The sequence below is a fragment of the Enterococcus sp. B2E4 genome (assembly GCF_030499455.1).
In the GTDB taxonomy this organism is placed as follows: Bacteria; Bacillota; Bacilli; order Lactobacillales; family Enterococcaceae; genus Enterococcus_D; species Enterococcus_D casseliflavus.
On the sequence record NZ_JAUKPK010000001.1, the window covers coordinates 89,619 to 115,090 of the forward strand.

The 25,472-nt window shown below is 42.9% G+C and carries 24 protein-coding genes; 4 read left to right on the forward strand and 20 right to left on the reverse strand.

Annotated elements, in window-relative coordinates:
* Positions 1 to 37 precede the first annotated feature (37 nt).
* The 5 genes from glyS to Q1X33_RS00485 form a co-directional block, all read right to left on the reverse strand.
* Positions 38 to 2,110, reverse strand: a complete 2,073-nt coding sequence (gene glyS, locus Q1X33_RS00465; protein WP_301969448.1) for a glycine--tRNA ligase subunit beta — start codon at positions 2,108 to 2,110, stop codon at positions 38 to 40.
* Position 2,111: 1 nt separating this feature from the next.
* Positions 2,112 to 3,023 (reverse strand): glycine--tRNA ligase subunit alpha, encoded by a 912-nt coding sequence (glyQ, locus tag Q1X33_RS00470; protein ID WP_005225852.1) that lies wholly within the window; start codon positions 3,021 to 3,023, stop codon positions 2,112 to 2,114.
* Positions 3,024 to 3,038: 15 nt separating this feature from the next.
* Complete coding sequence (locus Q1X33_RS00475) at positions 3,039 to 3,278, reverse strand: hypothetical protein (RefSeq protein ID WP_015509542.1); 240 nt, start codon at positions 3,276 to 3,278, stop codon at positions 3,039 to 3,041.
* A gap of 298 nt (positions 3,279 to 3,576) precedes the next feature.
* Positions 3,577 to 5,334, reverse strand: a complete 1,758-nt coding sequence (locus Q1X33_RS00480) for a beta-galactosidase family protein (protein ID WP_005225850.1) — start codon at positions 5,332 to 5,334, stop codon at positions 3,577 to 3,579.
* A complete protein-coding gene (locus tag Q1X33_RS00485) occupies positions 5,334 to 7,346 on the reverse strand; it encodes a beta-galactosidase (RefSeq protein ID WP_005225849.1) in 2,013 nt (670 codons plus the stop codon). Before Q1X33_RS00485 ends, Q1X33_RS00480 begins: the two co-directional genes overlap by 1 nt.
* 121 nt (positions 7,347 to 7,467) lie before the next feature.
* Here Q1X33_RS00485 and Q1X33_RS00490 point away from each other — a divergent pair, with 121 nt between their 5' ends.
* Entirely contained in the window at positions 7,468 to 8,274 is an 807-nt protein-coding gene (locus tag Q1X33_RS00490; protein ID WP_005225848.1) for an AraC family transcriptional regulator, read from the forward strand.
* On the opposite strand, the gene recO is transcribed toward Q1X33_RS00490, so the two are convergent.
* From recO to Q1X33_RS00535, 9 genes are all read right to left on the reverse strand, one after another.
* The gene (gene recO / locus Q1X33_RS00495; RefSeq protein WP_005225847.1) at positions 8,268 to 9,041 is read right to left on the reverse strand and encodes a DNA repair protein RecO; all 774 of its coding nucleotides are present in this window, start codon (positions 9,039 to 9,041) and stop codon (positions 8,268 to 8,270) included. The genes Q1X33_RS00490 and recO overlap by 7 nt on opposite strands.
* A gap of 93 nt (positions 9,042 to 9,134) precedes the next feature.
* The gene (gene era, locus Q1X33_RS00500; RefSeq protein ID WP_301969449.1) at positions 9,135 to 10,034 is read right to left on the reverse strand and encodes a GTPase Era; all 900 of its coding nucleotides are present in this window, start codon (positions 10,032 to 10,034) and stop codon (positions 9,135 to 9,137) included.
* 34 nt (positions 10,035 to 10,068) lie between these two features.
* A complete protein-coding gene (locus Q1X33_RS00505) occupies positions 10,069 to 10,458 on the reverse strand; it encodes a diacylglycerol kinase family protein (RefSeq protein WP_016610244.1) in 390 nt (129 codons plus the stop codon).
* Positions 10,442 to 10,918 (reverse strand): rRNA maturation RNase YbeY, encoded by a 477-nt coding sequence (ybeY, locus tag Q1X33_RS00510; protein ID WP_005225844.1) that lies wholly within the window; start codon positions 10,916 to 10,918, stop codon positions 10,442 to 10,444. Before ybeY ends, Q1X33_RS00505 begins: the two co-directional genes overlap by 17 nt.
* The gene (locus Q1X33_RS00515) at positions 10,918 to 13,119 is read right to left on the reverse strand and encodes an HD family phosphohydrolase (RefSeq protein WP_005225843.1); all 2,202 of its coding nucleotides are present in this window, start codon (positions 13,117 to 13,119) and stop codon (positions 10,918 to 10,920) included. The genes ybeY and Q1X33_RS00515 overlap by 1 nt, the downstream gene beginning before the upstream one ends.
* A gap of 21 nt (positions 13,120 to 13,140) precedes the next feature.
* Positions 13,141 to 14,115, reverse strand: coding sequence for a PhoH family protein (locus Q1X33_RS00520; RefSeq protein ID WP_301969450.1), 975 nt, complete (start codon positions 14,113 to 14,115; stop codon positions 13,141 to 13,143).
* Positions 14,116 to 14,286: 171 nt separating this feature from the next.
* Positions 14,287 to 14,736, reverse strand: a complete 450-nt coding sequence (locus Q1X33_RS00525) for a GatB/YqeY domain-containing protein (RefSeq protein ID WP_005225841.1) — start codon at positions 14,734 to 14,736, stop codon at positions 14,287 to 14,289.
* 33 nt (positions 14,737 to 14,769) lie between these two features.
* Positions 14,770 to 14,946 carry a 30S ribosomal protein S21 gene (gene rpsU, locus Q1X33_RS00530; protein ID WP_002356740.1) on the reverse strand — a complete coding sequence of 59 codons (177 nt, stop codon included), beginning with the start codon at positions 14,944 to 14,946 and terminating at the stop codon, positions 14,770 to 14,772.
* A gap of 160 nt (positions 14,947 to 15,106) precedes the next feature.
* The gene (locus Q1X33_RS00535; protein ID WP_005225833.1) at positions 15,107 to 15,538 is read right to left on the reverse strand and encodes a Fur family transcriptional regulator; all 432 of its coding nucleotides are present in this window, start codon (positions 15,536 to 15,538) and stop codon (positions 15,107 to 15,109) included.
* Positions 15,539 to 15,633: 95 nt separating this feature from the next.
* Here Q1X33_RS00535 and Q1X33_RS00540 point away from each other — a divergent pair, with 95 nt between their 5' ends.
* A complete protein-coding gene (locus tag Q1X33_RS00540) occupies positions 15,634 to 16,521 on the forward strand; it encodes a pyruvate, water dikinase regulatory protein (RefSeq protein WP_010748043.1) in 888 nt (295 codons plus the stop codon).
* Positions 16,522 to 16,605: 84 nt separating this feature from the next.
* Here Q1X33_RS00540 and thrB read toward each other — a convergent pair whose 3' ends face one another.
* From thrB to trxB, 6 genes are all read right to left on the reverse strand, one after another.
* Entirely contained in the window at positions 16,606 to 17,475 is an 870-nt protein-coding gene (gene thrB, locus Q1X33_RS00545; RefSeq protein WP_005225831.1) for a homoserine kinase, read from the reverse strand.
* Entirely contained in the window at positions 17,472 to 18,530 is a 1,059-nt protein-coding gene (thrC, locus tag Q1X33_RS00550) for a threonine synthase (protein ID WP_005225830.1), read from the reverse strand. The genes thrB and thrC overlap by 4 nt, the downstream gene beginning before the upstream one ends.
* A gap of 2 nt (positions 18,531 to 18,532) precedes the next feature.
* Entirely contained in the window at positions 18,533 to 19,783 is a 1,251-nt protein-coding gene (locus Q1X33_RS00555) for a homoserine dehydrogenase (RefSeq protein WP_081116560.1), read from the reverse strand.
* Between the two features lie 116 nt (positions 19,784 to 19,899).
* Positions 19,900 to 20,193, reverse strand: coding sequence for a metalloregulator ArsR/SmtB family transcription factor (locus Q1X33_RS00560; protein ID WP_005225828.1), 294 nt, complete (start codon positions 20,191 to 20,193; stop codon positions 19,900 to 19,902).
* A gap of 247 nt (positions 20,194 to 20,440) precedes the next feature.
* Entirely contained in the window at positions 20,441 to 22,168 is a 1,728-nt protein-coding gene (locus tag Q1X33_RS00565) for a phospho-sugar mutase (protein ID WP_005225827.1), read from the reverse strand.
* A gap of 147 nt (positions 22,169 to 22,315) precedes the next feature.
* On the reverse strand, positions 22,316 to 23,248 hold the full coding sequence (gene trxB / locus Q1X33_RS00570) for a thioredoxin-disulfide reductase (protein ID WP_015509534.1): 933 nt from the start codon (positions 23,246 to 23,248) through the stop codon (positions 22,316 to 22,318).
* Positions 23,249 to 23,433: 185 nt separating this feature from the next.
* Here trxB and Q1X33_RS00575 point away from each other — a divergent pair, with 185 nt between their 5' ends.
* Positions 23,434 to 24,819 (forward strand): MATE family efflux transporter, encoded by a 1,386-nt coding sequence (locus Q1X33_RS00575; protein ID WP_034868510.1) that lies wholly within the window; start codon positions 23,434 to 23,436, stop codon positions 24,817 to 24,819.
* A gap of 148 nt (positions 24,820 to 24,967) precedes the next feature.
* Entirely contained in the window at positions 24,968 to 25,438 is a 471-nt protein-coding gene (locus Q1X33_RS00580) for a glutathione peroxidase (protein WP_301969451.1), read from the forward strand.
* Positions 25,439 to 25,472 lie beyond the last annotated feature (34 nt).

Consider the following 25,472-nt stretch of genomic DNA (forward strand, 5'->3'; position numbering starts at 1 on the left):
CTTTTTTTATTTAGAAACGTGCAACTGCAAGCTTCTTTTATTTCGTAATCAAAGCATCTAAACTAGCCACTGCCAGACTCATCTTCGCGATTTTATCCAACAAGGCAAAACGGTTGCGGCGAATCTGTTCATCTTCCACCATGACCATTGTTTGATCAAAATAAGCTTCGATCAATGGGCGCAGTGCCACTAAGCTTTGGTAGTTTTCTTCCATCGTTTGATGTGGGAACTTGTCCTCTATTGTTAAGACCGCTTCATACAAGGCAGTTTCAGAGTCGTTTTCAAACAAGGCAGGATCAATTGCTGCTTGATCCAATTCGGCTTTTTTCGCTAAATTGATCACCCGTGTCAAAGCTTCCATCGATGGTTTGAAGTCGGTGTCTTGCAGATGTTCTCTTAACATTTGAGCCGTTTCAAACAACGTACTGATGTCTGCTTGACGTGCGCCTAAGACAGCTTCGATGACATCATGACGCGTATTTTTGCTGAGTAAGAATTGACGCAGACGACCTTTCACAAAATCGGTCACTTGTTCTTGACCAGCGGCAAGTTGAATCCCAAAAACTTCTGGTTGAGCATTAATGGCTTCCCGAATTTCTTCTTGCAACTGAGCAAATGGGAAGTACCAGCGCTTTTCAGCTAAGATGCGGATAATCCCGTAGGTTTGACGGCGTAAAGCATAAGGATCGTTTGAACCGCTTGGAACCATATCAACAGCGAAGAAAGCAAGTAAGCTGTCTAATTTATCCGCAATCGCTAAAACAGCCCCGATTTTTGATTGTGGCAGCTCGCCTTCTGCTGATATCGGCATGTAGTGTTCACGAATCGCTTGGGCAACTGCTGGTTTCTCTCCTTGGATCAGGGCATATTTTTCCCCCATGATCCCTTGCAACTCAGGGAATTCCCCTACCATATTGGTCACTAAATCAAATTTATAGATTTGAGCTGCCCGTTGAAGGTCGGTCAGTTCTTCTTGTGTTAAACCAACGGTCTTCCCGATGATTTGCGCTGCTAGTCCGACACGTTGCATTTTTTCATATAAGCTGCCGATTTTTTCGTGGAAGGTGACTTGCTTAAGTTTTTCTACGCAATGGTCAATGGTCAGCTTTTTGTCTTCATTGTAGAAAAACTCAGCATCTTCTAGACGAGCGGTCAGGACTTTTTGGTTTCCTTTGATAACATTATCGATCTTCACAGCATCCCCGTTGCGGGCAGAGATGAAGTGCGGCAGCAATTCTCCGTCAAGGGTGCGGACATCGAAGTAACGTTGATGTTCTTTCATAGAAGTAACTAATACTTCTTCAGGGACAGAAAGATATTTTTCTTCAAAGTCCCCTACAAAGGCTGTTGGGTATTCAACTAGATTTGTCACTTCTTCTAGTAAGTCTTCATCTAAATCGATCCGCCAGTTGTTTTCTTGAGCGATCGCATTGATTTGTGCGGTGATCATTTGTTGACGTTCGCTTGGATCAGCGATGACAAATTGATGCTTCATTTTTTCCAAATAGTCGTCCGCATGATCAAACGTGACCGCCTCACCTAAGAAACGATGACCTTTTGACTCGCGACCGGTAACAATATCAAGGATTTGGAAAGGAATGACTTGCTCACCAAAGAGTGCTACGATCCAATGAATTGGTCGGATATATTCAAAATCGTAGTCTGCCCAGTGCATCGTTACTGGGAACGTCAAACTCGTGATTACTTCCTGCAATCCTTTCAATACCTCAACGGTTGGTTGACCTTGGGTATGTTTCGTTACATAGACATACTCAACACCTTTTAATTCACGGAAGGTGATGTCATCGGTTGTCAATCCTTGTCCACGAACAAACCCTTGAGCTGCTTTCGACCAATTGCCTGCATCATCTAACGCGATTTTTTTCGCTGGTCCTTTGACCTCTTCTTGCGTATCCGCTTGTTTTTCAGGAATACCGGTGACATAGACAGCCAAGCGGCGAGGTGTGGAATAGGCTTCGATCGTTGTATAAGGCAACGCATGAGCATCTAAGAAAGCTGCCGTTTTTTCTTGTAATTGTTTCATACTTGGGGTTACGACATGCGCAGGTAATTCCTCTAAGCCGATTTCTAATAATAGGTTTTGTGCCATCTTATTTTCCCTCCTCAATCAGTTTTTGCGCCACTTCTGGATCAAGCAATGGATAACCGAGGTTTTCCCGTTCTGCTACAAATAGTTTTGCTACTTGACGTGCCATGTTACGGATACGTGCGAGGTACCCAGCACGTTCAGTGACGGAGACTGCACCACGTGCATCCAACAAATTGAAGGTATGGCTGCATTTTAAGATATAGTCGTAAGCTGGATGAACTAAGCGTTCATCGATACAGCGTTTTGCTTCTTTTTCAAAACGATCGAAGTTCCCTAAAAGCAAGTCTTGGTCACTGACTTCAAAGGAATATTTTGAATGTTCATACTCAGGTTGGCGGAAAATCTCACCATATTTGACACCTGCAGACCATTCAAGATCGTAGACACTTTCAACTTCTTGAATATAAGATGCCAGACGTTCTAAGCCGTAAGTGATCTCTGATGTCACTGGCTTACATGCTAAGCCGCCGACTTGTTGGAAGTACGTAAACTGAGTGATCTCCATCCCGTCTAACCACACTTCCCAACCAAGACCTGCACAACCCATCGAAGGATTTTCCCAGTTATCTTCGACAAAACGAATATCATGTTCTAATGGATCGATCCCTAAAAGACGCAGGCTTTCTAAATAAAGCTCTTGGATATTTTCAGGAGAAGGCTTCATCACGACTTGGAACTGGTGGTGCTGATACAAACGATTTGGGTTTTCCCCGTAGCGGCCATCAGCTGGACGGCGAGAAGGTTCTACGTAAGCGGCGTTCCATGGTTCTGGACCGATTGCACGTAAAAATGTGTATGGGCTCATGGTTCCAGCCCCTTTTTCTGTATCATAGGCCTGCATCAGCATACAGCCGTTTTCGGACCAGAATTTTTGCAGGGTCAAAATCATCTCTTGCACAGTTAGTTTACTCATCTTTTTCTTCCTTTCTTATAACGCATTGACGACAGGATAAAATTCGACAACTGATCCAGGGATCAATTTCACTTCGACCACGACATCTGCTTCTAAAACATCCGATAAGTCGTAAAGCATTTGGTCTGGACTCGTTGTAAATTCATGTAAAAGCTGTTCATCCTTTAAAAGGCGAACTTGCAGTGGAATACTTGCTAATACTTTGAGCTTTTTTTCGGTAAACGCACTTGCTGGAATCGTCATATCAAATAACATAAAAACCCTCCTTTGTTTTTGACTATTCTTGGTGTGAAACATAAAAAAGTCCCTATATCTATACAAAGTGTATAGATATAGGGACGATAAATTCGCGGTTCCACCCTACTTCCGACAAGTCGGCAGCTTCATTGATCATGCTCACGGACGCCTGCGAAATAAGGTTCCAACTTGGCTTTCACTCTCCCAAGTTCGCTTCATGGAATGGTCTTCTTTCTTTCTTCCGATCATAGCACGGATTCGATTACCCTTATGATAGTAGTTGAAGCTAGGGTTTGTCAATGATTAATTTGAACTTTTATGCTTCTGGACCTAAATCCGCCTGATCATGAAAGACGATCTCATCAGCGATTTTCCCATCACTTTCAAAAACGATGATCTCATTCATTCCGATTTTTAAAAACGGTGCTGGGACGTACAAGCGCTGCTGCGGTCCTTTTTCCCAAAAACGGCCGATCGTATGACCATTGACTTGGACAAACCCTTTACCCCAGCCTGGCAATTCGATAAAAGTATCTGCACATTCATCAAAAGCACATTCAAAGCGTGAGAAACTTGGTTGTCCTTTTTGCCATTTTCCTTGGAAATCAATGGCATGCAAATTATCCATCGGTAAGGGATAGATTTCCCAGTTGCTTTGGAAGGCGCCATTGATGATCACACCGTCTTTGATGCCTTTGTGCTGATGGTTCATTTTTACGGAATAATTGACCCGCCCCATATTCTCCACCAAGATCCCCAGCTCGTTTTCTGATTCTGATAAATCGAAACTGTAGGTTTGACCGATTTCTTGATCGTAATCGATGCGCAAAAGTTCTTGGTTGATAAACGTATGGGCACGATCCATCGTATTGATCAGACGGTAGTCGGCAATCTTCCGAGCAGGCCCAATCAGTGAGCGATAATAGATATAACCTGTCGCTTGATTGCAGGCTTCCATCGATAACGGGTAATTACTTATGATCGGTTGACTGATCGTGTCGATCGTCGAAAACAAGGAGACTCGTTCTTTCACTGAGAATGTTCCATAAGCTTTTCGCTCAATTTCCATACTCAAGGGAAACTCAGGAATTTCCGCATAGTCAGCGATCACCTTTTTGAAGGCTTGGTATTTGGCAGTAGGTTCTCCCCATTCTGTCAACAAGGCATCGTAATCATAGCTAGTGACATCCGGCGCTAAGCGTTCATAATAGTTTGACCCGTTCATAAAGCCAAAGTTAGTCCCGCCATGAAACATATAGATATTGACAGAACCTAATGCTAAACAATCCTGCAATTCCTTTACTGCATCTTGTGTTGAGGTCGTATGGTGCTGGTCGTCACCCCAGGCATCAAACCAGCCGATCCAAAATTCCATGACCATCAGTGGCCGTTTTTCTCCGTGAAATCTTCGAAGTTTTTCAAAGTTTTCCTTGATGTTGGAGCCGCAGTTGATCGTAGGCAATGCCAAGTCTTTGATACTGCCGTTTTCTAGCATATCGTGCCAAGGTCCGTCGGAGGTCACTAACGGCGTTTCTACACCATGCTGCCGCATCGCAGCCACCATTTTCCGCAAATACTCTTTATCATTGGCATAGCTGCCGTATTCATTTTCTACTTGCATCATTATAATCGGACCGCCTTGGGTGATCTGCAGATCCCGCACTTGTGGAAACAAATGGGCGAAATAACGAGTGATTTTTTCCATAAATGGGGGATAATCAAACCGAAGCTTCATCATAGGATCTTGCAATAGCCAATAAGGCAGTCCCCCAAATTCCCACTCCGCACAAATATAAGGTGCTGGTCGCAAAATGACATAAAGCCCTACTTCTTGTGCCGTTTGGATAAATCGCCGCAAATCAAGGATCCCATCAAATTGATAGACACCTTCCTGTGCTTCATGAAGATTCCAAGGAACATAGGTTTCAACGGTATTACAGCCCATCAAGCGTAGTTTCTCTAAACGATCTTGCCAATATTCAGGAACGACACGAAAATAATGGATCGCTCCAGAGATCACTTTCAAAGGCTTGTTGTCTAAATAAAAGTCATCTTCAATAGCAAAAGTTCGCATCAGTTACGCTCCTCTTTGACGATATAGGTGGTGTATTGCGTCAGCATCATTTCTGAAGAAAGAACCTCGCCCGTCAGAAGATCCGTTTTTCCAACAAACATTTCTGGCAGCGGTTGTGCTTCTTCGTGGAAATTGATGATGACGAAAAATTTCGCCTCTGCATTTTCACGACAGGCAATTTCTAGTTTTGTTGCCTCCTCGATCACTGGGGTAATATCGGACTCTTCGACGATCGTTTTGAAAAGCTGATCTTGCAGCTGATCTTCCAACTGTCCACCAAAGTAATAGACGGTGCCATCGCCAAATGTATTTTTGGTCACTGCCGGCATTCCTGCATAGAAATTGCTCGTGTAATGCGCTAGCGCTTCGGCGTTTTCTAAATGGATCAAATCGCTGACTAAATTACTTGTTCCTGAAAGTTCTTCATTAACTAACGAAACCCCGTTTGATTGTTCTGGCGCTAATGCATCGATTTCTTCCACCCAGATGCCAGCTAACTCCCGCAAGGGGCCAGGGTAACCGCCTAAGTGAACATTGTCTGATTGATCAACGATGCCGCTCATATACGTTGTAAGTAAAGCACCGCCTTGCATAACGAAATCAGTTAGCCGCTCTTGCATCCCTTCTTTGATCATGTACAGAACCGGAGCTGCGACTAGCTTGTATTTTGATAAGTCAGCATCCACGGGAACCAAATCGACCGCAATATTTTGTTCGTAAAAATAGCGATAGTAGCGATGGATCTGTTCCACATATTTCAGGTCAACGGTTGGACCACTCGTATATTCTAAAGCCCAATAATTGTCCCAATCGAAAATCACAGCAACCTGTGCTTGGGTTTGCGTGCCAATGATGTCTGAAAGCTGCGCTAATTCAGCCCCAAGAGCTGCTGTTTCTCGGAATACCCGCGTGTCTTCATGACCGACATGTTCGATGACCGCACCATGGAATTTCTCACAAGCACCAATGGAACGTCGCAATTGGAAGTATTGGATCGTATCTGCCCCATGAGCAATCGTTTGATAGCTTTGCGCCCGCATCTGTCCTGGTTTTTTTAATGAATTATAAGGCTGCCAGTTTTGTTGGGAAGGTGTTTGTTCCATCAGCATAAAGGGTTGCTGTTTTAACCCGCGCATCAAATCATGGGTCATGGCTACTAAGCTCCATGACGTATTGTACGATGGATAATTATCCCACGAAACAAGGTCCATTTCCTTTGCCCACTTGAAATAATCCAGTCCTTTAAAGGTTCCCATCAAATTCGTTGTAATCGGTGTTGTGGGATCGATTTTCCGAATAGCGTCCCGCTCCATCATGTAGTTTTTTAAAAGACTATCCGAGTTGAACCGCCGGTAGTCAATAGAAATTCCTGCAAATGCCGTCTTGTCATAGCCGATTCCTTCTGACAGCGCATTTGGCAACACGATTTCATCCCATTCATACACGGTATGACCCCAAAATTCCATATTCCAGGCTTTATTCAGTGCTTCGATCGTATGATATTTATCCTTTAACCAGACACGAAACGCTTTTTCACAGTTGTCGCAATAACATTCGCCGCCGTATTCATTATTGATGTGCCAACAAGTCACTTGTGGATTTTCGCCGTAACGTTCGGCTAATTTCGTTGCCAAGCGTTCTGCGTATTTTTGATAAACCAAACTGTTGGGACAGGCATTGTGCCGTTGCCCAAACTTATGATGGCGTCCATCATAATCGGTGCGAGCGACTTCTGGATACTTCTTAAACATCCAAGCTGGCAAAGCAGCTGTGGAAGTGGCTAAGACGATGTCGAAACCTTCCGTACTTAATTTTTCGATGATTTGATCCAATTCCTCAAAATCATAACAATTTTCAGAGGGTTGGATCTTTGCCCATGAAAAAACATTGACGGTCGCGCTATTGATACTTGCTTTTTTAAAGATCCGAATGTCTTCTTCCCAAATCTCTTTCGGCCACTGATTTGGATTATAATCGCCGCCAAATAGAATTCTATCAAAAAATTTTGTCATGTAAGTGAACGCTCCTTTAAAATAAAATGATTTCTACTCTCTTATTGTAAGGCTTTTCATTCTGTTGTAGTATAATACATGAAACACTATTTTATAACTTTTCGAAACACGGAGGTACACTATGCCTATCTACTTTTATCAAACCAATCAGCAGCTGCCTTTATCTCTGGAAAGCATCGGCAACGATTGGGCGCAAGATGACGTCGCTCGTCCTGATGGCTATCCCTACTTCCATTGGCTGCAAACCGAGCAAGGGGAAGGCCGAATCACATTTGGTCAGGAATCGTTTATCTTACGTCCGAATGAAGGCATTTTGATTTTTCCTTTTACGCCCCATCGCTATTATCCATTGACTAACTGGAAAACATCCTTCGCCACATTCCAAGGCCCTTTGGCAGCTGAGGTGTTAAAGCAGTACACGAATCAGCCCTATATATTAGCTGAAGAGTCAGAAACCTTTTCTTATGTCACCTGGATCAATCAACGGATCAAAGAAGACCAACAAATCAGTTGGGACCCGCTACGGGCTTCTAGCGAATGTTACCGCTTTTTATTGGCGATCATGCAAGAACGCTCAGGGAATCCAACAGAAAAACACCCGCTGTTCCAACAATATCTGGTTCCCGTTATACAAGAAATCGAAACGAATTACGATCAGGCGATCACGATCAAAGAACTAGCAGGGCTCGTCTATGTTTCACCACAGTATCTCTCACGTTTGTTCCAACGTTTTTTGGGGCAATCTACTGCACAATATTTATTGAACTACCGCATGACCCGAGCCAAAGAGCTTTTGGTGGCACAGCCAGATCTGCCCATTCAACAAGCTGCCTTCGCAGTGGGGTTTCAAGATGCAAGTCACTTTACTGCATTATTCAAAAAAAGAGTCGGCTTAACTCCATTGAAGTTTCGCCAACTCTATCATTGATTTTTCGGTTTTAAGACGTCTTGCCATTGCCCCATCTGATCGATAAACTTCTTACTTTTTAAATGAATGCCCACATATTCATCATATAATAAATCAATCACTCGTCGGATCGCGGCTTTCGTTTCTGGCTTTAATTTGATTGAAGCAATCTGCTCGTAGGATATTTGCGAAAATAAGCGAATAAAATGGATCGCCCGAGAATCAGCATGATAACGACGTTCGTCCATCCCCCAGTGCTGTTCACATAAAATACCACTATATTTTGAGGAATAGTCAAACCGACCGTCGGTTTTTCCGCAGATCGCACAATGGGTCCAATTCGGGGTGATCCCGAAACGGTGCAAAATCTGGATCTCAAAGATATTGGTGATGATCTCTGCGTCGTTTTCTTGATCCATTAATTGCAAGGCCTCATGTAAAAATTGGTATAGATGTGGGTCATAGACTCGATCATCAATAGCAGAATCAGCCAAATTCAATAAGTAGGTTGCATAACCAGCAATAAAAATATCACTTTGGATCGTACGAAAAGGATGGATGTCTTTGGCATTGTTTAAAAAGGACAAGCCTTCCGTTTTGATGGTTCCCATGTAGGTGGCTTCAGTATAGGAGAGCAGCGCTGGTGCCAAGGGGTTGTTTTTCCGATGGGCACCCTTGACATAAAACATTTGCTTCCCAGCAGATTCCGTAAAGATTTTGACTAGCTTGTCTTTTTCTTTATGGTCTTTTGAAAAAAGTAAGATTCCTTTTGTTTCAACAAGATTCATCGTCGCACCCCATTTCTTTAAAAAAACTGATCCAGTTCGCTAACTGCATCAGTTTTTCTTCATTAAAACAGATTATGTTTGATCTGCAAGTCATCAATACTCATCTTTGCGATAGCCATAGTCCGTTAAGAATGTTTGCTTGTCGCGCCAATCTTTTTGCACTTTTACCCATAATTCCAAGAAGACTTTGTCATCTAACAAGTGTTCAATGTCTAAACGAGCTTTCGTACCGATCTGTTTCAGCATTTTTCCGCCTTTGCCGATGATAATGCCTTTTTGACTGTCACGTTCGACAATGATCGTCGCTTGAATATGCACCTTGTCATTGTGGTCTCGTTTTATGGAGTCAACCACGACCGCTACTGAGTGAGGTACTTCATCTCTGGTCAGTAGCAAGACTTTTTCCCGCACCAATTCAGAAACGATAAAGTATTCTGGATGATCCGTGATTTGATCCTCTGGGAAGTACTGAGGCCCTTCTGGCATTTCATCGATCAGTAGCTTCATTAACGTTTCGAAATTATTGCCTTCTGTTGCGGAAATCGGTACGATCTCAGCAAAGTCCATTTGTGAGGAGTAGTCTTCAATAATTGCCAATAAGGCATCTGGATGGACTTTATCAATTTTATTGATCACGAGGAAAACCGGTGTCTGACTTTGGCGCAATCGTTCGATAATAAAATCATCGCCCTTCCCACGCTTTTGGTCCGCACTGATCATAAATAACGTCACGTCAACTTCTCGCAGTGCACTATAGGCGGTTTCAACCATAAAATCGCCTAAACGGTGTTTGGGTTTGTGGATCCCTGGTGTATCGATAAAGATCAGCTGTGCGTCATCCGTCGTGTAGACCCCTTGGATTTTGTTACGGGTCGTTTGCGCTTTGTCACTCATGATCGCGATTTTTTGTCCTACGACTCGATTTAGTAGTGTTGATTTCCCAACATTTGGCCGCCCGACGATCGCAACGAAGCCTGATTTGTGTGTTGTCATTGTTGTTCCCCTTTATCTTGTGTTTTGGTGCGCATCAGAAGAGCTGCAGCAATTTTGGCAAGAAGATGATCGCTGCGACGACTAACGCAAAAACTGCAGTCATCAGCACGGCACCAGCTGCCATATCTTTGATTTTTTTTCCAATAGGATGGAAATGGAAATCTGTAAACATATCTACGACGTTTTCAAAGACGGTGTTGATGATCTCAACGATCCAGACTAAGAAAACAGCTAGCAGCAACCAGAGCCATTCCATTTGACTCAAACGGAAAATAAAGCCCGCAATGATCGCAACGATTCCTAGTGCAACATGTTTACGCATATTGCGTTCCTCTTTAAAGACGGTTTTTATACCAGTGAAAGCAAATTCGATCGACGAAATAAATTGTTTGTTTTTCCCAATATTCTTATCTTTTGAGTCCATAGGCATCCAGTATTTCCTTTTGCAATCCAAACATTTCCTTTTCATCTTCAGGTGTCATATGATCATAGCCATTGATATGCAAGAAACCATGTAACGCCAAGAAACCCAGCTCCCGATCATAGGTGTGCCCGTATTCAGCAGCTTGTTCTTTCGCTCGTTCAATGGAGATCATAATATCTCCAAGATCACGCGGCAGCTCTTCAAGGGCTTCGTCAAAAATGATCGACAGCTCTTCATCTGTTTCTTCTTCAAAGGCAAAACTAATGACATCTGTTGGCATATCTTTGCCGCGGTACTCCCGATTGATTTCTTGGATCGCCGCATTGTCCATAAATGTGACGGACATTTCTGTATCCTCTGGAAGTTCTAAATGTCCTGCAGCAAATTGCAACAGTCCTTCGATCTCTTTGATCTTGGTTTCCCCCACTGAATTTGTCTCATCTAAAAAGGTAATCTCCATTAGCGCTCTCTTCTTTCTTGTTCTTCTTTCATTTTCTCTGCTTCCGACTTCATTTTTGGATATTTGATCCGTGAATGGAAGGTACTGCAAAGTCCGTTGACCAGTGATTTTTCAATCATTCGGATTTCTTTCAAAGTCAGGCCTGTTTCATCCAGTTGACCGTCTAAGATCCGATCATTGATAAGATTTGCAACAAATTCTTGAATCTTTTGATTTGTTGGATTTTCCATCGCTCGAACAGCTGCTTCACAACTATCCGCGATACTCACAACGCCAGCTTCTCGTGTTTGCGGTTTTGGACCAGGATAACGGAAATCTTCTTCCGTCACCTCGGGATTACGCTCTTTGGCTTTCACATAGAAATAACGCATCAAGGTCGTGCCATGGTGTTGACGACAAATGTCGATCACCATGCGGGGCATTTTGGCTTCTTCGAGAATTTCCGCCCCATCGATCACGTGACCGAAGATGATTTGTTTGCTGTCTTCAGGCAACAAGAAATTATGCGGGTTTTCGGCACCAGCAGGTAAATTTTCTACGAAGAAATTGGCATGTTTGACCTTGCCGATATCATGGTAATAACAAGCCACACGAGTCAGTAAGCTTTGCCCGCCGATTTCGGCAACGGCATTGGCACTAAGATTGGCAACCATCATACTGTGATGATACGTTCCTGGCGCTTCTTCCAGCAACTGTTTTAACAATGGATGATTCGGGTTACTCAATTCATTTAACACGATCATACTCTCATCCGTCACCAACAATTCGATGTAAGGATGTAGTCCCATCGTTAGCAAATAGCTTAAGAGAGAGCCTGCTAAACCACAAATGATCGTGGTCCAAGTGTTCCCGCGAGCAAAATCCATTCCTTGGAAAATCACCAGCACAAAACTCAGTAAGAGCGGAAAGACGATCACCCACGCTACTGCCGTTTTCCCTTGACTAGCGATGCGGGCGCGCTTGATCATCGTTCCCATCAAGCCAGAGAACAAATAGGTGACTAAGACGGTCGTCAACAAGTTGGTTCCGCTAGAATCAAAGTAAATAAAGAGTGCACTGATTACTTGGAAAATCGCAGACAAAATCCCCAAACGACGGCTGGAGAAAATACTCAGGATCAACGGTGTAAACGCAGCTGGGAAAAACAGCGGGATAAAGGTCACTAATTCAGATTGGAAAAGTTGGAAAAACTTCATGATCAAAATACTGAATGCCATTGCCAAAATATAAAACGTGACTGCATTCATCCGTTTTTCCACGTCTTTCGTCTGTTTCGTGTAATAAAACACCATCAGCATCTGTAAGACTGTTGCTAACACTAAAGCGATCAATGGAAAAACAGAAAATGTCTGATTAGTCATTCCTAAAAGCTGCAGCTTCTCTAGGGCATTGGCATCGATCTGCGAGCCCTCACGGACAATGATCTCTCCTTGATAAATCATCACTGGAGGAACAGCATCCATGGCGGTTTGCCGTGCTTCTTCTGTCCGTTTTTCATTTGGGATATCGTTCACGACGATTCCTTGATTGACTAAGAAACGTAAGACAGAAGCCATATCTGAGCTAACATCTAAGAACTGGATCTTATCTTCCGCCTCAGAACGGAACGTACTTAATTCCGTTTGGCGGATCTGTTTCGCCATTTGTTCATCTATTAATTGTAGCGCATAGGTACGCACTGTATTTAATTCATCATCACTTAATGAGAACATCGTCGTCAAAAAATTATTGGTAAATGACTGATAAAAATCTAGTTCATCATCACTCATTTTTTCAAATTCTTGTTTTAAGGCTGCGATATATTCATCTGTACTTGGTTTAGGGATATTTTCATCCTCATCGGCTTCAGCCACTTTTTTTTCATGAGCTTCATCCACTGATTTTTTGACTGAAGCAACTAAGTCAAATAAATGATCGATACGATCATGCTGCGTTTGCGCCAGTGTATCCTGATACGTGTACTCTGGTGGTACAGCTTCGGCAGCCAGTTTACGTTTTTGTTCCGTCGCAGCGGTATTTTCGATCGTTTTATTGGCACGGATATTTTCTTCCGCCACTTGACCTTCGCTATAATCGACATTGTTTTGTTTGACGCTGGTGTACATGATACCAATCGAAAAAAGAAAGAAAAGGAACATCAAAACTGGTAGATAGAATTTCCCAAGTCTTTCTCTAAATTTCCGTAGTGGTTGAATGATCATAGTTCTCCTCCTAAAAGACGATCAGCGCTTGTCTTTAAGATCTGCTTCTTCATATGCGCGAATGATCTCGGCAACAACTGGATGCCGCACGACATCTCCTGCTTCAAAATTAGCAAAAGCAATTTTAGGGATCTCTTGTAACGTTCGTTCGGCGTGGATCAGGCCGCTTAAAGTCCCTTTTGGCAAATCGATCTGGCTGGTATCGCCATTGACGATCATTTTAGAGTTGAATCCTAAACGGGTCAAAAACATTTTCATTTGAGCGATCGTCGTATTTTGCGCTTCATCTAAAATGACAAAGGCATCTTCTAGCGTACGTCCACGCATATATGCCAATGGTGCGATCTCAATGACGCCTCGTTCCATGAGACGGTTCGTATGATCCATCCCAAAAATTTGATACAACGCATCATAAACGGGGCGTAAGTAAGGATCAACTTTTTCTTTCAAGTCTCCTGGTAGGAAACCAAGATTTTCTCCTGCTTCAACGGCGGGACGTGTCAAAATGATTTTTTGCACTTGGCCTTTCTTTAGAGCTGCAATTGCCATTACGACTGCTAAGAAGGTCTTTCCGGTTCCAGCGGGGCCGACACCAAACACTACATCATGTTTACGGACGGCTTCGATATATTTTTTTTGCCCAGCATTTTTCGCTCGGATCGGTTTGCCGTTACGGTCTTTGATGATCTCTTCTTCATACATATCTTTGAAATAATCAAGACTGCCCTTATTCACCATATTCAACGCAGTGATCACATCAGGGGTACTGATATTGATGCCTCGTTTGATCAACTCTTGCAAAGCCCGAATCACGGATTGTGCCGTTTCAGCGGCTTCAGTTTCTCCTACGATTTGGATCAGCTCACCACGAGTGTGAATGACCGTTCCTGTGGAGTCTTCAATAATTTTGATGTTCTTATCGTGGGCACCTAATAATAAACGAACGTCATCGTTTTCACTAAGTGTTATCTCGATCGTTATTGTTTTGTCTGTCAAATATGTTACAGCTCCTTTTTTGGCGTTCTTATTAATAATAACATAAGATGGAAAAAAGAAAAATTACTTATCAAGCACAACAGTCGTTTCCCCTTGTCCTTATGCTTTTTTTAAGTTTTCGAAATCAGAAAAAAAAGCCGCAAGCATGTCATCCATACTTGCGGCGTGAGCTTACATTTGATCCAATAATTCTTTAACGATCGCATTGACTTGATTACCGTCTGCTTTGCCTTTAACTTGTGGCATTACAGCACCCATCACTTTTCCAAATTCTTTGGAAGAAGAAGCACCAGTCTTTTCAATCGCTCCAGCGACGATTTGGCGGATTTCCGCTTCATCGAGTTGTGCTGGCAAATATTTTTCAACAACTGCAATTTCAACTTTGACTTTCTCTGCTAGATCATTTCGGTCAGCTTTCTCAAACTCATTTAAAGAATCACGACGCTGTTTCATCTCACGAGACAAAACGGTCAACTCTTCTTCTTCATTCAAGTCAGAACCTTTTTTGATCTGCTCATTTTGAATTGATGCTTTCAACATGCGGATCACCTGCAAGGTTTCCTTGTCTTTGGCTTTCATCGCTGTCTTCATGTCATCATTCAGTGTACTTAGTAGTGTCACACTACCAGCTCCAATTCTCAAAACAGTAGAAAATTAGAATTTTTTGCGTTTTCTAGCTGCTTCAGATTTTTTCTTACGCTTTACGCTAGGTTTTTCGTAAAATTCACGTTTACGAGATTCCTGTAAAGTACCCGCTTTTGACACGGAACGTTTGAAGCGACGAAGAGCATCGTCAAGTGATTCGTTTTTGCGAACGACTGTTTTTGACATGTAAATTCCCTCCCTCCGAGCTTAAAAAGTAACCGTAGTTGTTATTGAAATAAAATCCCAAAAAACACGACTGTCCTTTAAAAATTATAGCTAACCCCTGAAAAAGTGTCAAGGCATTCTGTTAAAAAAGTCTTCGATCCCATCAAGTTTGTTTGGGTTTTCATTGACATTCTTCACAACGGCCCAAAATCTCGAAGCGATGTCCCTCGATCAAGCAGCCAGGAAGCTGTTCTTGGAAGAAATCCATCGGGCAAATATGCAGTTCTTTTGTTTTGCCACAAACCGTGCAAATAAAGTGATGGTGATGATGGTCCTCTAATTCTGCACAGCAGTTATAGCGAAACTTCATCTCCCCGTTCAGCTCTGTTTCTTCTAAAATACCGATCTCAGAAAAATCATGCAGATTACGGTAGATCGTATCATAGCTCAAGCCCGGATACTTTTCTGACATGTATTCATGAATTTCCTTGGCTGGCAAATAGCGATTGCGCTTCACTAAATAGGTGATGATCGCTTCTCTTTTTTTGGTATATTTAAAGCCATTTTCTTTCAATGTAGTCATGGCATGCTCAATAAGTGTTTGATTTTTCATCGTAGGCCCTCCTGATAAATCAAAATCATTCCGATTCTATCGATCTTAAGTATGGTATAATGAAATCAATAAAAAAGCAAGAGAGGATTTTTCTTATGAAGCCAACTGAACCTGAACAACCAGACTTGCAAGAAAAATTGCAAACCAGTGCCGCAGTGACGATGTTCGTGTTGTCGGACTCTGCCGGCGAAACGGCATCGAAGCTTGCACAAGCGACAATGGCCCAATACCCCAGCGTCGAATTTAACCTTTTTAGACGCACGTTTATCCACACAAAAGAGCATTTGATCAAAGCTTTGTCTGATGCAAAAAAACACAACGCCATTATTCTTCATACCTTGATCAAAGAAGAACTTGTGGATTTGACGAATCATTTTTGTGAAGAAGCTGACCTTTACCATTTCGACGTATTGACCCCTCCAGTAAGTGAAGTAGAACGACGAACTGGCGTAGCACCTTCACGAGAGCCAGGGGCTTTGCACCACTTGAACGAAAATTATTTCAAACGCATCAAAGCCATGGAATTTGCGGTTATGTACGATGATGGGAAAGACCCTCGTGGCTTCTTGGAAGCAGATGTCGTGTTACTAGGGGTTTCTCGGACGTCAAAAACGCCTTTGAGTCTATTTCTAGCAAACAAAAATTTAAAAGTTGCTAACCTGCCTTTAGTACCGCAAGCCCACATCCCAAAACAGCTCTGGGAAATCGATCCGAAAAAAATCGTCGGGCTAACAAACGATCCGAATGTGTTAAACAGTATTCGCAAAGAACGGATGCGCTCCTACGGCTTGAACCCAGATTCTGCGTATTCCGATATAGAAAAAATCAAAGCGGAGCTGACGTTTGCCAATGATCTGTATGAAAAACTAGGCTGTGTCGTGATCAATGTCGCTTCTCTTTCCATCGAAGAAACCGCCTCTATGATTTTAAATGCATTAAACTTAGAAGATCATAGCTATTACACGTCAGAAACGAAAGACTAACATCGATGAAGCAATGAAAAATGGTGAGCAGAAAATCTTCTGCTCACCGTTTTTGGTCTGTGGCTCATTTATTATTATTCTCTTTTAGAACACTTGCAGCCCTTCACGATCGATTTGTAATTGTTCGATATACGCATTGCTCTCCAAGGCATGCAAAAGTTTTGAGATTCGTTCTGCCCGTTCCTCTGGGACGATCGCTAAGACCGTAGGACCTGCGCCGCTTAAGAAACAGCCATAGCCGCCTTCTTCTTCGCAGATTTGGCGAATGGTCGACAAGTGCGGCACAAGCTTTTCCCTATAGGCTTCATGAAAACGATCCTGTTGCATCAATTTTCCTGCAAGAGGCAGATTGCCATTGATGACCGCCGCGATCATCACGTTGGCGATCGCACTGGCTTCGACAGCTTGCTCGTGCGAAAGGGTCTGCGGCAAGACTTGACGACTTGCTTCAGTCAACAGTTCTTCATGAGGAATATAGGCAATGATCTCGCACTCTGGAAAATGATGCTTGACTAAATACGTATGCTTGTGCTGATGGTCGTAAGCAGCAACCGCAAAATCTCCATAAATCGCTGGTCCAACGTTGTCAGGATGCCCTTCGATGGCAGTTGCGATCTCAAGCTTTTGTGCTGCACTCAGATTCATGTGGGCCATGCGGTTGGCTAGTTCAATCCCGGCGACGATCACCGAGGAACTGCTGCCTAAGCCTCTTGCCAAAGGAATGTCCGAACTCATTCGGATTTTCAAAGGCTTCATGTTTGGTGCTAATTTCAATGCCACACGCAAAAGCAAGTTGGTTTCATCCGTTGGGATCTCTGAACCTAGCTCATGGATGATTTCCCACGTATCGTTTTCTTTTAAAACTTCAATGAACAAATACTTTGACAGGGCAATCCCGCAGGAATCAAAACCAGGCCCTAAGTTCGCACTGGTTGCAGGAACGCGGATCTTCATAGATTGGCAACTCCTTCACGAAGATGCTGACGCATTTCTTCTAAATCACTCATCTTATTGATGGTTACTTCTGTCGCTTTGATAGCTGTATCAGGATCCTTCAGACCATTTCCAGTAAAGACGGCAACGACAGTCTCACCTGGTTTGATTTTCCCTGCTTTCACGTGCTGGATGACACCAGCCAGCGAGGCAGCTGAGCCTGGTTCAATAAACACACCATCTTGCGCAGCAATTTTACGGTAAGCGTTCAAAATTTCCTCATCGGTTACTGCATCGATGTGTCCATTTGATTCATCACGAGCAGCTTCTGCCAACTGCCAGCTGGCTGGATTGCCGATCCGAATCGCTGTAGCGATCGTTTCTGGTTGTTCGATGACTTCCCCACGGACGATCGCAGCAGCACCTTCAGCTTCAAACCCATGCATTCTTGGCAACGCGGTGCCTTTTTTCTCATGCCATTCTTTGAACCCTTTCCAATATGCCGAGATATTCCCTGCATTACCGACAGGAATCGCAAGAACATCCGGTGCTTGTCCTAATTGTTCGCATACTTCAAAGGCCGCTGTTTTTTGTCCTTCTAAACGATAAGGATTGACTGAGTTTACTAGCGCCACGGCTTCGGTTTCTGCAATATCTCGTACTGCTTTTAACGCTTCATCAAAGTTTCCTGGGATCGAAATGATGTCGGCTCCATAAACGATTGCTTGCGCCAATTTTCCCATAGCGATCTTGCCATCTGGAATAACAACATAGGCTTTGATCCCCGCTCTGGTCGCATAAGCTGCTGCTGCCGCACTGGTATTTCCTGTCGATGCACAGACGATTGCTTTGGCACCTTCTTCCACCGCTTTTGCCACCGCCATGACCATCCCTCGGTCTTTAAAAGAGCCTGTCGGATTCAGCCCTTCGTATTTTCCATACAATTGAATCCCTAATTCCTTGGAAAGGCTTGGTAAGGGAATCAACGGCGTGTTGCCTTCAGCCAGCGACAATGCTGGTGTATTTTCGTTGACTGGCAGATATTCCTTGTATTGATGCAATAATCCTTGATACATGTTTATTCCTCCATCACTTTCATTATTTGTATGTCTTGTGCATCGGTATAAGTTGCGAGTTTTTCTGTTAACTCTTTTTCGCTCATTGGATTGGTGATTCCAGCTATTCGTTGGTCTGCTTCGTTGAACACCGTTTGCTCAAACGCAAACCATTCTGGAAGAGCGTTCCCTTTGATCTCTTGACTTGAAAAAGACACATAATGCTGGCTAGGGACTTCTTCTACAGATGCTAATGCTGTTTCTTTTTCAAAAGTTAGAAAAGGTTCAACGATCCCAAAGCTTTTATTTTTTGCTAAAACGGTCAAATCCGCTACCACGCTGGTGGCCGTCGGTCGCGATCCTGCTCCTGGTCCATAAACCATTGATTGATCGATGCCTTCACTCTCGATAAAAATGCCATTAAACTCGTTTTGGATCGTCGCTAACGCATGGTTTTTCGGCACTAATACAGGTCCAACTGACACAGTAAGGGAACCGTCAACTGTCTTTTGTGCTGCACCGATCAACTTCACTTCATAACCAAAGGCTTGTGCCTGCTTAATATCTGCCACAGCTAAGCCGCGGATGCCTTTTGTTGCCACATCAGCAACATGGATCGTTTTCCCAAAAGCAAATTTGGTCAGGATCACCATTTTATAGGCCGCATCGATACCGTCAACATCATTAGTAGGATCTGATTCGGCAAAACCTTTTGCTTGGGCTTGTGACAAAGCATCTTCATAGGTCATGCCATCTTCCGTCATTTTTGTCAGCATATAATTGGTCGTCCCATTGACGATACCAAAAATCCCTGTGATGGTATCAGGCAGATAGTGGGTGCTCAATGTACGCAAGATCGGAATGCCACCACCCACGCTGGCTTCATAATAAAGAGACACCCCGGCTTTTTCAGCGATTGCCAGCAGTTCAGGTCCATGGGTGGCAATCAAGTCTTTATTTGCCGTCACAACGTGCTTCTTATTTTCTAAAGCAGCTGAAATAAACGCTTTTGCCGGATCGATCTTCCCGATCAATTCCACAATTACGTCGATGGTCTCATCTTCAAACAACTCATTTGCCTCATTCGTCAACGCAAACCCGTACTTAGCCGCTAACGCAGACTTATCCTCGTAAGGCGAAGCTAATGCTTTCGTGATTTGCACACTGACTCCTGTGCGTGCCAGAATGGCTTCTTTTTGCTCTGCCAACACTTGGCATACCCCGCTGCCGACAACACCCATTCCTAATAATCCAATGTTCAATTGCTTACCCATAATGCCCCCTAACTGAAAACGTTATTAAAAACCGTTCATCTAATTTTAATATTTCCACTAGCATACCAAAAACAATAAGAAAAAACTAGGACTTTTGAGAAATTCTCGCCCTAGTTTTAACGGTGATGGATATGTTCGAATGTTTTTTGCAAAATATCCACAACATGTTTGTCATCAAGACTATAAAGGATGGTTTTTCCTTGTCTTTCCGACTTTACGATCCGATTATCTTTCAAAAGTTTCAGCTGATGAGAAACTGCTGATTGTTCCATATGTACTTGTTCTGCAATCGAAGTGACATTGCGCTCTCCTTCTTGAAGAGACAACAAAATTTTTAGTCTAGTGGGATCACTAAGCATTTTAAAAATCTGTGTTACTTGCTGAATTTCTTCTAGTTTCGGCGTAGTCATCGCGCCACATCCTCTCTTATTTCCTTTTGCATTTTAGCCCTTGATAGACAGCTTGTCAATCAATGCTCGACGATCAAGGAGAAGAAACGAGCTAAAAGACAAGAATAGATCCAAGCGTCAGAAAATTCCCTTTAGAAGCTTCGGTCCCTCAACACCTGTTTGCTGAGGGAAGCGAACGCTTCTTTTTCTACCACTCGGATCATTCAGTCAATTGCAATTTTTTTGATTATGAAGACATCAGATGACTTTATTCACCTGTGATTTCTTCGATCGCTGCTTGCAGATCAGCAATTTTTTGTTCTGCTGCTTCTGCCGTATCGCCTTTTACACCAATATAAAACTTGATTTTAGGTTCGGTCCCAGAAGGACGAACAGCAATCCAGCTTTCATCTTCCAAGGTGTATTTCAAAACATCAGAAGGCGGTGTGGTCATTTTTTGTTGGTGACCATCTAAGCCCACACGAGTCAACAATTTAAAGTCTTCTGTTTGCACGACAGGGGTTCCTGCGAAGACGGAAGGTGCTTTTTCACGGAAAGTCTTCATCAAGGCAGCAATCTTAGTTGCCCCTTCCATGCCGCTCATCGTTACAGAAATCGTTTTTTCTGCATAGTAGCCGTACTCTTCAAAAATATCTTGCAGACCATCATACAGTGTTTTGTCTGATTGTTTGTAAAAAGCAGCCACTTCTGCTAATAAAACGAGCGCTTGGATCGCGTCCTTGTCCCGTACGAATGGTTTAACTAAGTAGCCATAGCTTTCTTCAAAGCCAAACATGAAAGTTTGAGAATGGTCTTTTTCAAATTGTTGGATTTTTTCGGCAATAAATTTAAAGCCAGTTAAAACATTGATCATATCAACATCGTAGGCTTTAGCGATCGCTGTTGGCAATTCACTAGAAACGATCGATTTTAAGACTGCTGCATTTTCTGGCAATGTTCCAGCTGTTTTATGGGCTTCTAAAATGTAACGGATCATCAATGCACCTAACTGGTTACCTGTCAAGACTTGGTAGTTGCCATCTGGCATTCTTACTGCAGCCCCTAAGCGATCGGCATCTGGATCTGTTGCGATCAATAAGTCAGCACCTTCTTTTTCTCCTAAAGCAATCGCATATTCAAAGGCAGAGTGCTCTTCTGGATTCGGTGATTTTACTGTGCTGAAGTTTGGATCAGCAACCGCTTGAGAGGGTTCAATAATGAATTGTTGGAAACCAGCTTGTTTCAACGCTTTCTCGCCAAGCATCCGCCCTGTTCCGTGAAGTGGTGTATAGACAAGTTTCAAATCTTTGCCCACCGTATCGATCAATTCTTGATCGATCGTGACTTCTTTGATTTCTTTCAGATAGGCAGTATCGATTTCTTCGCCAATAATAGAGATCAAGCCGCTGTTTTTGGCTTCTTCTTCACTTAATACAGGGATCTCCAACGGATTTTCAATTTCCCGAACAAATTTTGTCAATGCATCCGCATCTGCTGGTGGCATTTGCCCACCATCTTCCCCATATACTTTGTAGCCATTGTATTCGGCTGGATTGTGAGAAGCAGTGATCATGATTCCAGTAAAGGTTTTTAAGTAACGCACAGCAAAAGATAATTCTGGCGTCGGACGTAAGCTTTCAAAGACAAAGGCTGGAATATCATGTTTTGCCAATGTTTTTGCTGCTTCCATCGCGAATTCAGGTGAAAAATGACGGGAATCATAGGCAATCGCTACGCCACGACGTCTTGTTTCGGGATCTTGTGTATCCATAAAGCGAGCCAAGCCTTCCGTTGCTTGACGAATCGTATAAATGTTCATCCGATTGATACCAGGTCCTAAAATCCCTCGCATGCCAGCAGTCCCAAATTCCAAAGGCATATAAAAAGCGTCTTCTAACATCGCAGGATCTGCTTCTAATGCGGTCAATTGTTCTTTTAATTGTGGATCTAAGTGTTCACTGTTTTTCCATTGATTAAATGTTTGTTCCCATGCCATAAAATAACCTCTCCTTTTTCCGTTAAAATGCTCTAAAATTAGTATAACACTACTTACAGATTTCTCAAAGAATAACCAAACGAAAAATAAAAAAAGCTGCTATCAAAAGTGATTGACACTTTAAAAATAACAGCTAATTCCATTAGATTATTTTGTTAATTGAGCATCCTTTTGTGTTTCAATAAAATCAAACACTTGTTGACCAGCAATACTGCCATCGCCGACTGCCGTTGTGATTTGACGCAAGCCTTTTTCACGAACATCGCCAATCGCGTAAACACCAGGAATTGAAGTTTCCATCTGATCATTTGTTAAGATCCAGCCAGCATCATTCGTGATACCGCTAGCTTTGAATGGTTCTGTCAACGGATCTAAACCAACATAGATAAAGACACCGCCAGCAGCTTCTTCTGTCACTTCATCCGTTTTTACGTTTCTGATTTGCACGCCAGTTACGACCATCTCATTGCCTTTGATTTCTTCCACAACAGAATCCCAAATAAAAGAGATTTTCTCGTTGGCAAATGCGCGGTCTTGGATGATTTTTTGTGCTCGTAATTCATCACGACGGTGAACGATCGTTACTTCAGAAGCAAATTGCGTTAAGTAGATAGCTTCTTCGACTGCTGAGTCGCCTCCACCAACAACGATCAAGCGTTTGTTACGGAAAAAGGCACCGTCACAAACCGCACAGTATGAAACTCCGCGTCCTGCGAATTCTTCTTCGCCTTTGACGCCTAACTTTCTATGTACACATCCTGTGGCAATGATGACTGTTTTCCCTTGATAGGTTTTGTCTTCGGTGGCAACTTCTTTGAACTCACCTTGATCCGTGATGCTTTGAACGATCCCATAGGCATTTTCAACACCAAATTTAATGGCACCTTCATACATTTTAAATGCTAATTCAGGGCCTAAGATTGATTCGAAGCCAGGATAGTTTTCAACCTCAGCCGTATTGTTCATTTGTCCGCCAGGTGCTCCTCGTTCAATCATTAGTACTGATAAATTCGATCTTGACGCATAAAGCGCTGCTGTCATCCCCGCAGGGCCTGCGCCGATGATAATTACATCATACATATATTTCCCTCCAATTTGGACTACTCATACTTTACTTTCAAAAGCAAATTCTTTCAACTCATCTGCTTACAAAAAATAATAAGATATTCCTGCTTTTACTTTTGAAAATTACATTGACTTTCTTTTCAATTTTTGTAAAATTTTCACGATACGTCTATTATATAGAAAATAAGGAGTCCTTACAATTGAATAAGAAAAAACTTTTAGGAAAATCAGACCGTGAACTGATTTTTCTCAGCTGGCCGATTTTTGTTGAGCTATTTTTGCGGGTCGTTATTGGGAATGTCAACGTTTGGATGATTTCTCATTATTCCGAGCCAGCAGTAGCGGCCGTCAGTGCTGCCAATCAACTATTGAATTTAACGGTCTTTATTTACGGTTTCATCACCGTGGGTACTCAGATCATTATCGCACAATTGATTGGTGCGAAAAAACGCGACCAGATACCGAAAGTCATCAATACCGCTCTTTTTGGGTCATTGTTCATCGGGATTTTGATCAGCTTGATGTTCCTTTTCGGCTCAACCTACCTTTTGCGATTCATGGGCTTAGATGCTGAATTAGTTGCTTTAGGTCATGGATACTTACAAGTGTATGGCGGAAGTCTGTTCCTTTCATCGATCACGGCGGTCATAATTGCTGTCATGCGTAGCCACAGTTTCACAAAACCTGCGTTATTGGTACCGATGTTTGCTAGTATCCTAGCCGTCATTGGCAATTACTTTGTCTTATACAGCCCCTTTGGTTTACCGAATTTCGGTGTGACTGGATTGGCATTTTCTAGCGTCTTTGGTAATTCGATCGGTTTACTAATTGCCGCCATGTTGCTGAAGAAACATGTGAATTTTTCTGTTTTATCTGCCCGTTTCTCGAATGTCTCTTGGGGCGTGATGAAAAACATTTTGACTTACGGATTGCCTTCTTCTGGCGAGTCTCTTTCCTATCAAGGAGCGCAAGTCGTGGTGACGATGATCGTGGCTCAACTTGGCGCAAGTGTCTTGATTGCAAAATCTTACGTAACAGCTATCACCCAATTTGTTTATTTGATCGCCTCCGCATTAAGTCAAGGAAACCAAATCATGATTGGCCGCAATGTCGGTGCGGGTGAATTCGATCGTGCGCATCAGCGAGGCATGCGCACGATGGTGATCGGGATCATCGCCTCAGTAACGATCTGCTTATTGACCTATCTATTTATTGAACCGATCATGGGGATCTTTACTTCCAATATCGAAGTAATCGAGATTGCTAAAGGTGTCTTTTTAGTAGAGATCGTCTTAGAAACAGCGCGTGCAGTCAATATGATCCTAGTTGGTTCATTAAATGCAAGTGGTGACGTGAAGTTCCCATTGATCTGCAGCCTAATTGTTCTATGGGTCATCAGCTTACCGTTTTCCTACTCACTGGCCATCGTCTTTAAATTTGGCTTGATCGGTGTTTGGATCGCTTATGCCATTGACGAAGCATTGCGCAGCGTCTTAATGATCTATCGCTGGCATTCTGGGGTATGGAAAACTAAATCTGTCGTTCATCCACAAGAAGCAGAACCAGAAGTCTTACCAGAAGCATAATAAGAGTCCAGTGGTCCCAACGGCCGCTGGATTTTTTTTTATAAGAAATAAAAAGCGCCAAGAAGTTTGCTTGGTTTTTTTGAAGACTTTGCTCTATACTTATCTCAGAAACTATCGACTATGATTTACATTAAAAGGAGCGTTTGCTATGTCAATCTATGACTACCAAGCAACATTAGAAAACGGCGAAACTTATTCGCTAGCAAACTACGAAGGTCAACCGCTGGTGATCGTCAATACAGCTACAAAGTGCGGGTTGAGCCCGCAGTTCAAAGAATTACAAAGTCTTTATGAAACCTATAAAGACCAAGGGTTGGTCGTTCTAGGGTTTCCTTCTGACCAGTTCAAACAAGAAGTCGGCTCAGCCGAAGAAGCCGCAGCCGCTTGCCGAACCACCTATGGTGTCGATTTTCCGATGCACAAATTAACGGTGATCAATGGCAAAGACGCAGATCCCTTGTTTCGCTATTTGGAAGCAGAAGCACCGGATACATTAGGCAAAGCCATTAAATGGAATTTCACGAAATTCTTGGTGGACCGCCAAGGTAAAGTCGTGGAGCGTTTTGCTCCACAAACCAATCCTCAAAAAATGATTCCAGAAATTGAAAAAGTTCTTTAAAAAATGGATAAAGGCGACCTTAAGGACAAAACAT

Coding starts and splice junctions, on each gene's coding strand:
- Q1X33_RS00580 (WP_301969451.1), top strand. CDS start 24,968: ATGTCAATCTATGACTACCAAGCAACATTAGAAAACGGCGAAACTTAT.
- Q1X33_RS00535 (WP_005225833.1), bottom strand. CDS start 15,538: ATGAAAAATCAAACACTTATTGAGCATGCCATGACTACATTGAAAGAA.
- ybeY (WP_005225844.1), bottom strand. CDS start 10,918: ATGGAGATTACCTTTTTAGATGAGACAAATTCAGTGGGGGAAACCAAG.
- glyQ (WP_005225852.1), bottom strand. CDS start 3,023: ATGAGTAAACTAACTGTGCAAGAGATGATTTTGACCCTGCAAAAATTC.
- Q1X33_RS00505 (WP_016610244.1), bottom strand. CDS start 10,458: ATGGACTCAAAAGATAAGAATATTGGGAAAAACAAACAATTTATTTCG.
- Q1X33_RS00485 (WP_005225849.1), bottom strand. CDS start 7,346: ATGACAAAATTTTTTGATAGAATTCTATTTGGCGGCGATTATAATCCA.
- trxB (WP_015509534.1), bottom strand. CDS start 23,248: ATGTATGATGTAATTATCATCGGCGCAGGCCCTGCGGGGATGACAGCA.
- Q1X33_RS00480 (WP_005225850.1), bottom strand. CDS start 5,334: ATGCGAACTTTTGCTATTGAAGATGACTTTTATTTAGACAACAAGCCT.
- Q1X33_RS00475 (WP_015509542.1), bottom strand. CDS start 3,278: ATGTTATTTGATATGACGATTCCAGCAAGTGCGTTTACCGAAAAAAAG.
- glyS (WP_301969448.1), bottom strand. CDS start 2,110: ATGGCACAAAACCTATTATTAGAAATCGGCTTAGAGGAATTACCTGCG.
- era (WP_301969449.1), bottom strand. CDS start 10,034: ATGACAACACACAAATCAGGCTTCGTTGCGATCGTCGGGCGGCCAAAT.
- Q1X33_RS00490 (WP_005225848.1), top strand. CDS start 7,468: ATGCCTATCTACTTTTATCAAACCAATCAGCAGCTGCCTTTATCTCTG.
- rpsU (WP_002356740.1), bottom strand. CDS start 14,946: ATGTCAAAAACAGTCGTTCGCAAAAACGAATCACTTGACGATGCTCTT.
- recO (WP_005225847.1), bottom strand. CDS start 9,041: ATGAATCTTGTTGAAACAAAAGGAATCTTACTTTTTTCAAAAGACCAT.
- Q1X33_RS00565 (WP_005225827.1), bottom strand. CDS start 22,168: ATGGCATGGGAACAAACATTTAATCAATGGAAAAACAGTGAACACTTA.
- Q1X33_RS00515 (WP_005225843.1), bottom strand. CDS start 13,119: ATGATCATTCAACCACTACGGAAATTTAGAGAAAGACTTGGGAAATTC.
- thrB (WP_005225831.1), bottom strand. CDS start 17,475: ATGAAGATCCGCGTTCCTGCAACCAGTGCGAACTTAGGGCCTGGTTTT.
- Q1X33_RS00540 (WP_010748043.1), top strand. CDS start 15,634: ATGAAGCCAACTGAACCTGAACAACCAGACTTGCAAGAAAAATTGCAA.
- thrC (WP_005225830.1), bottom strand. CDS start 18,530: ATGTATCAAGGATTATTGCATCAATACAAGGAATATCTGCCAGTCAAC.
- Q1X33_RS00560 (WP_005225828.1), bottom strand. CDS start 20,193: ATGACTACGCCGAAACTAGAAGAAATTCAGCAAGTAACACAGATTTTT.
- Q1X33_RS00555 (WP_081116560.1), bottom strand. CDS start 19,783: ATGGGTAAGCAATTGAACATTGGATTATTAGGAATGGGTGTTGTCGGC.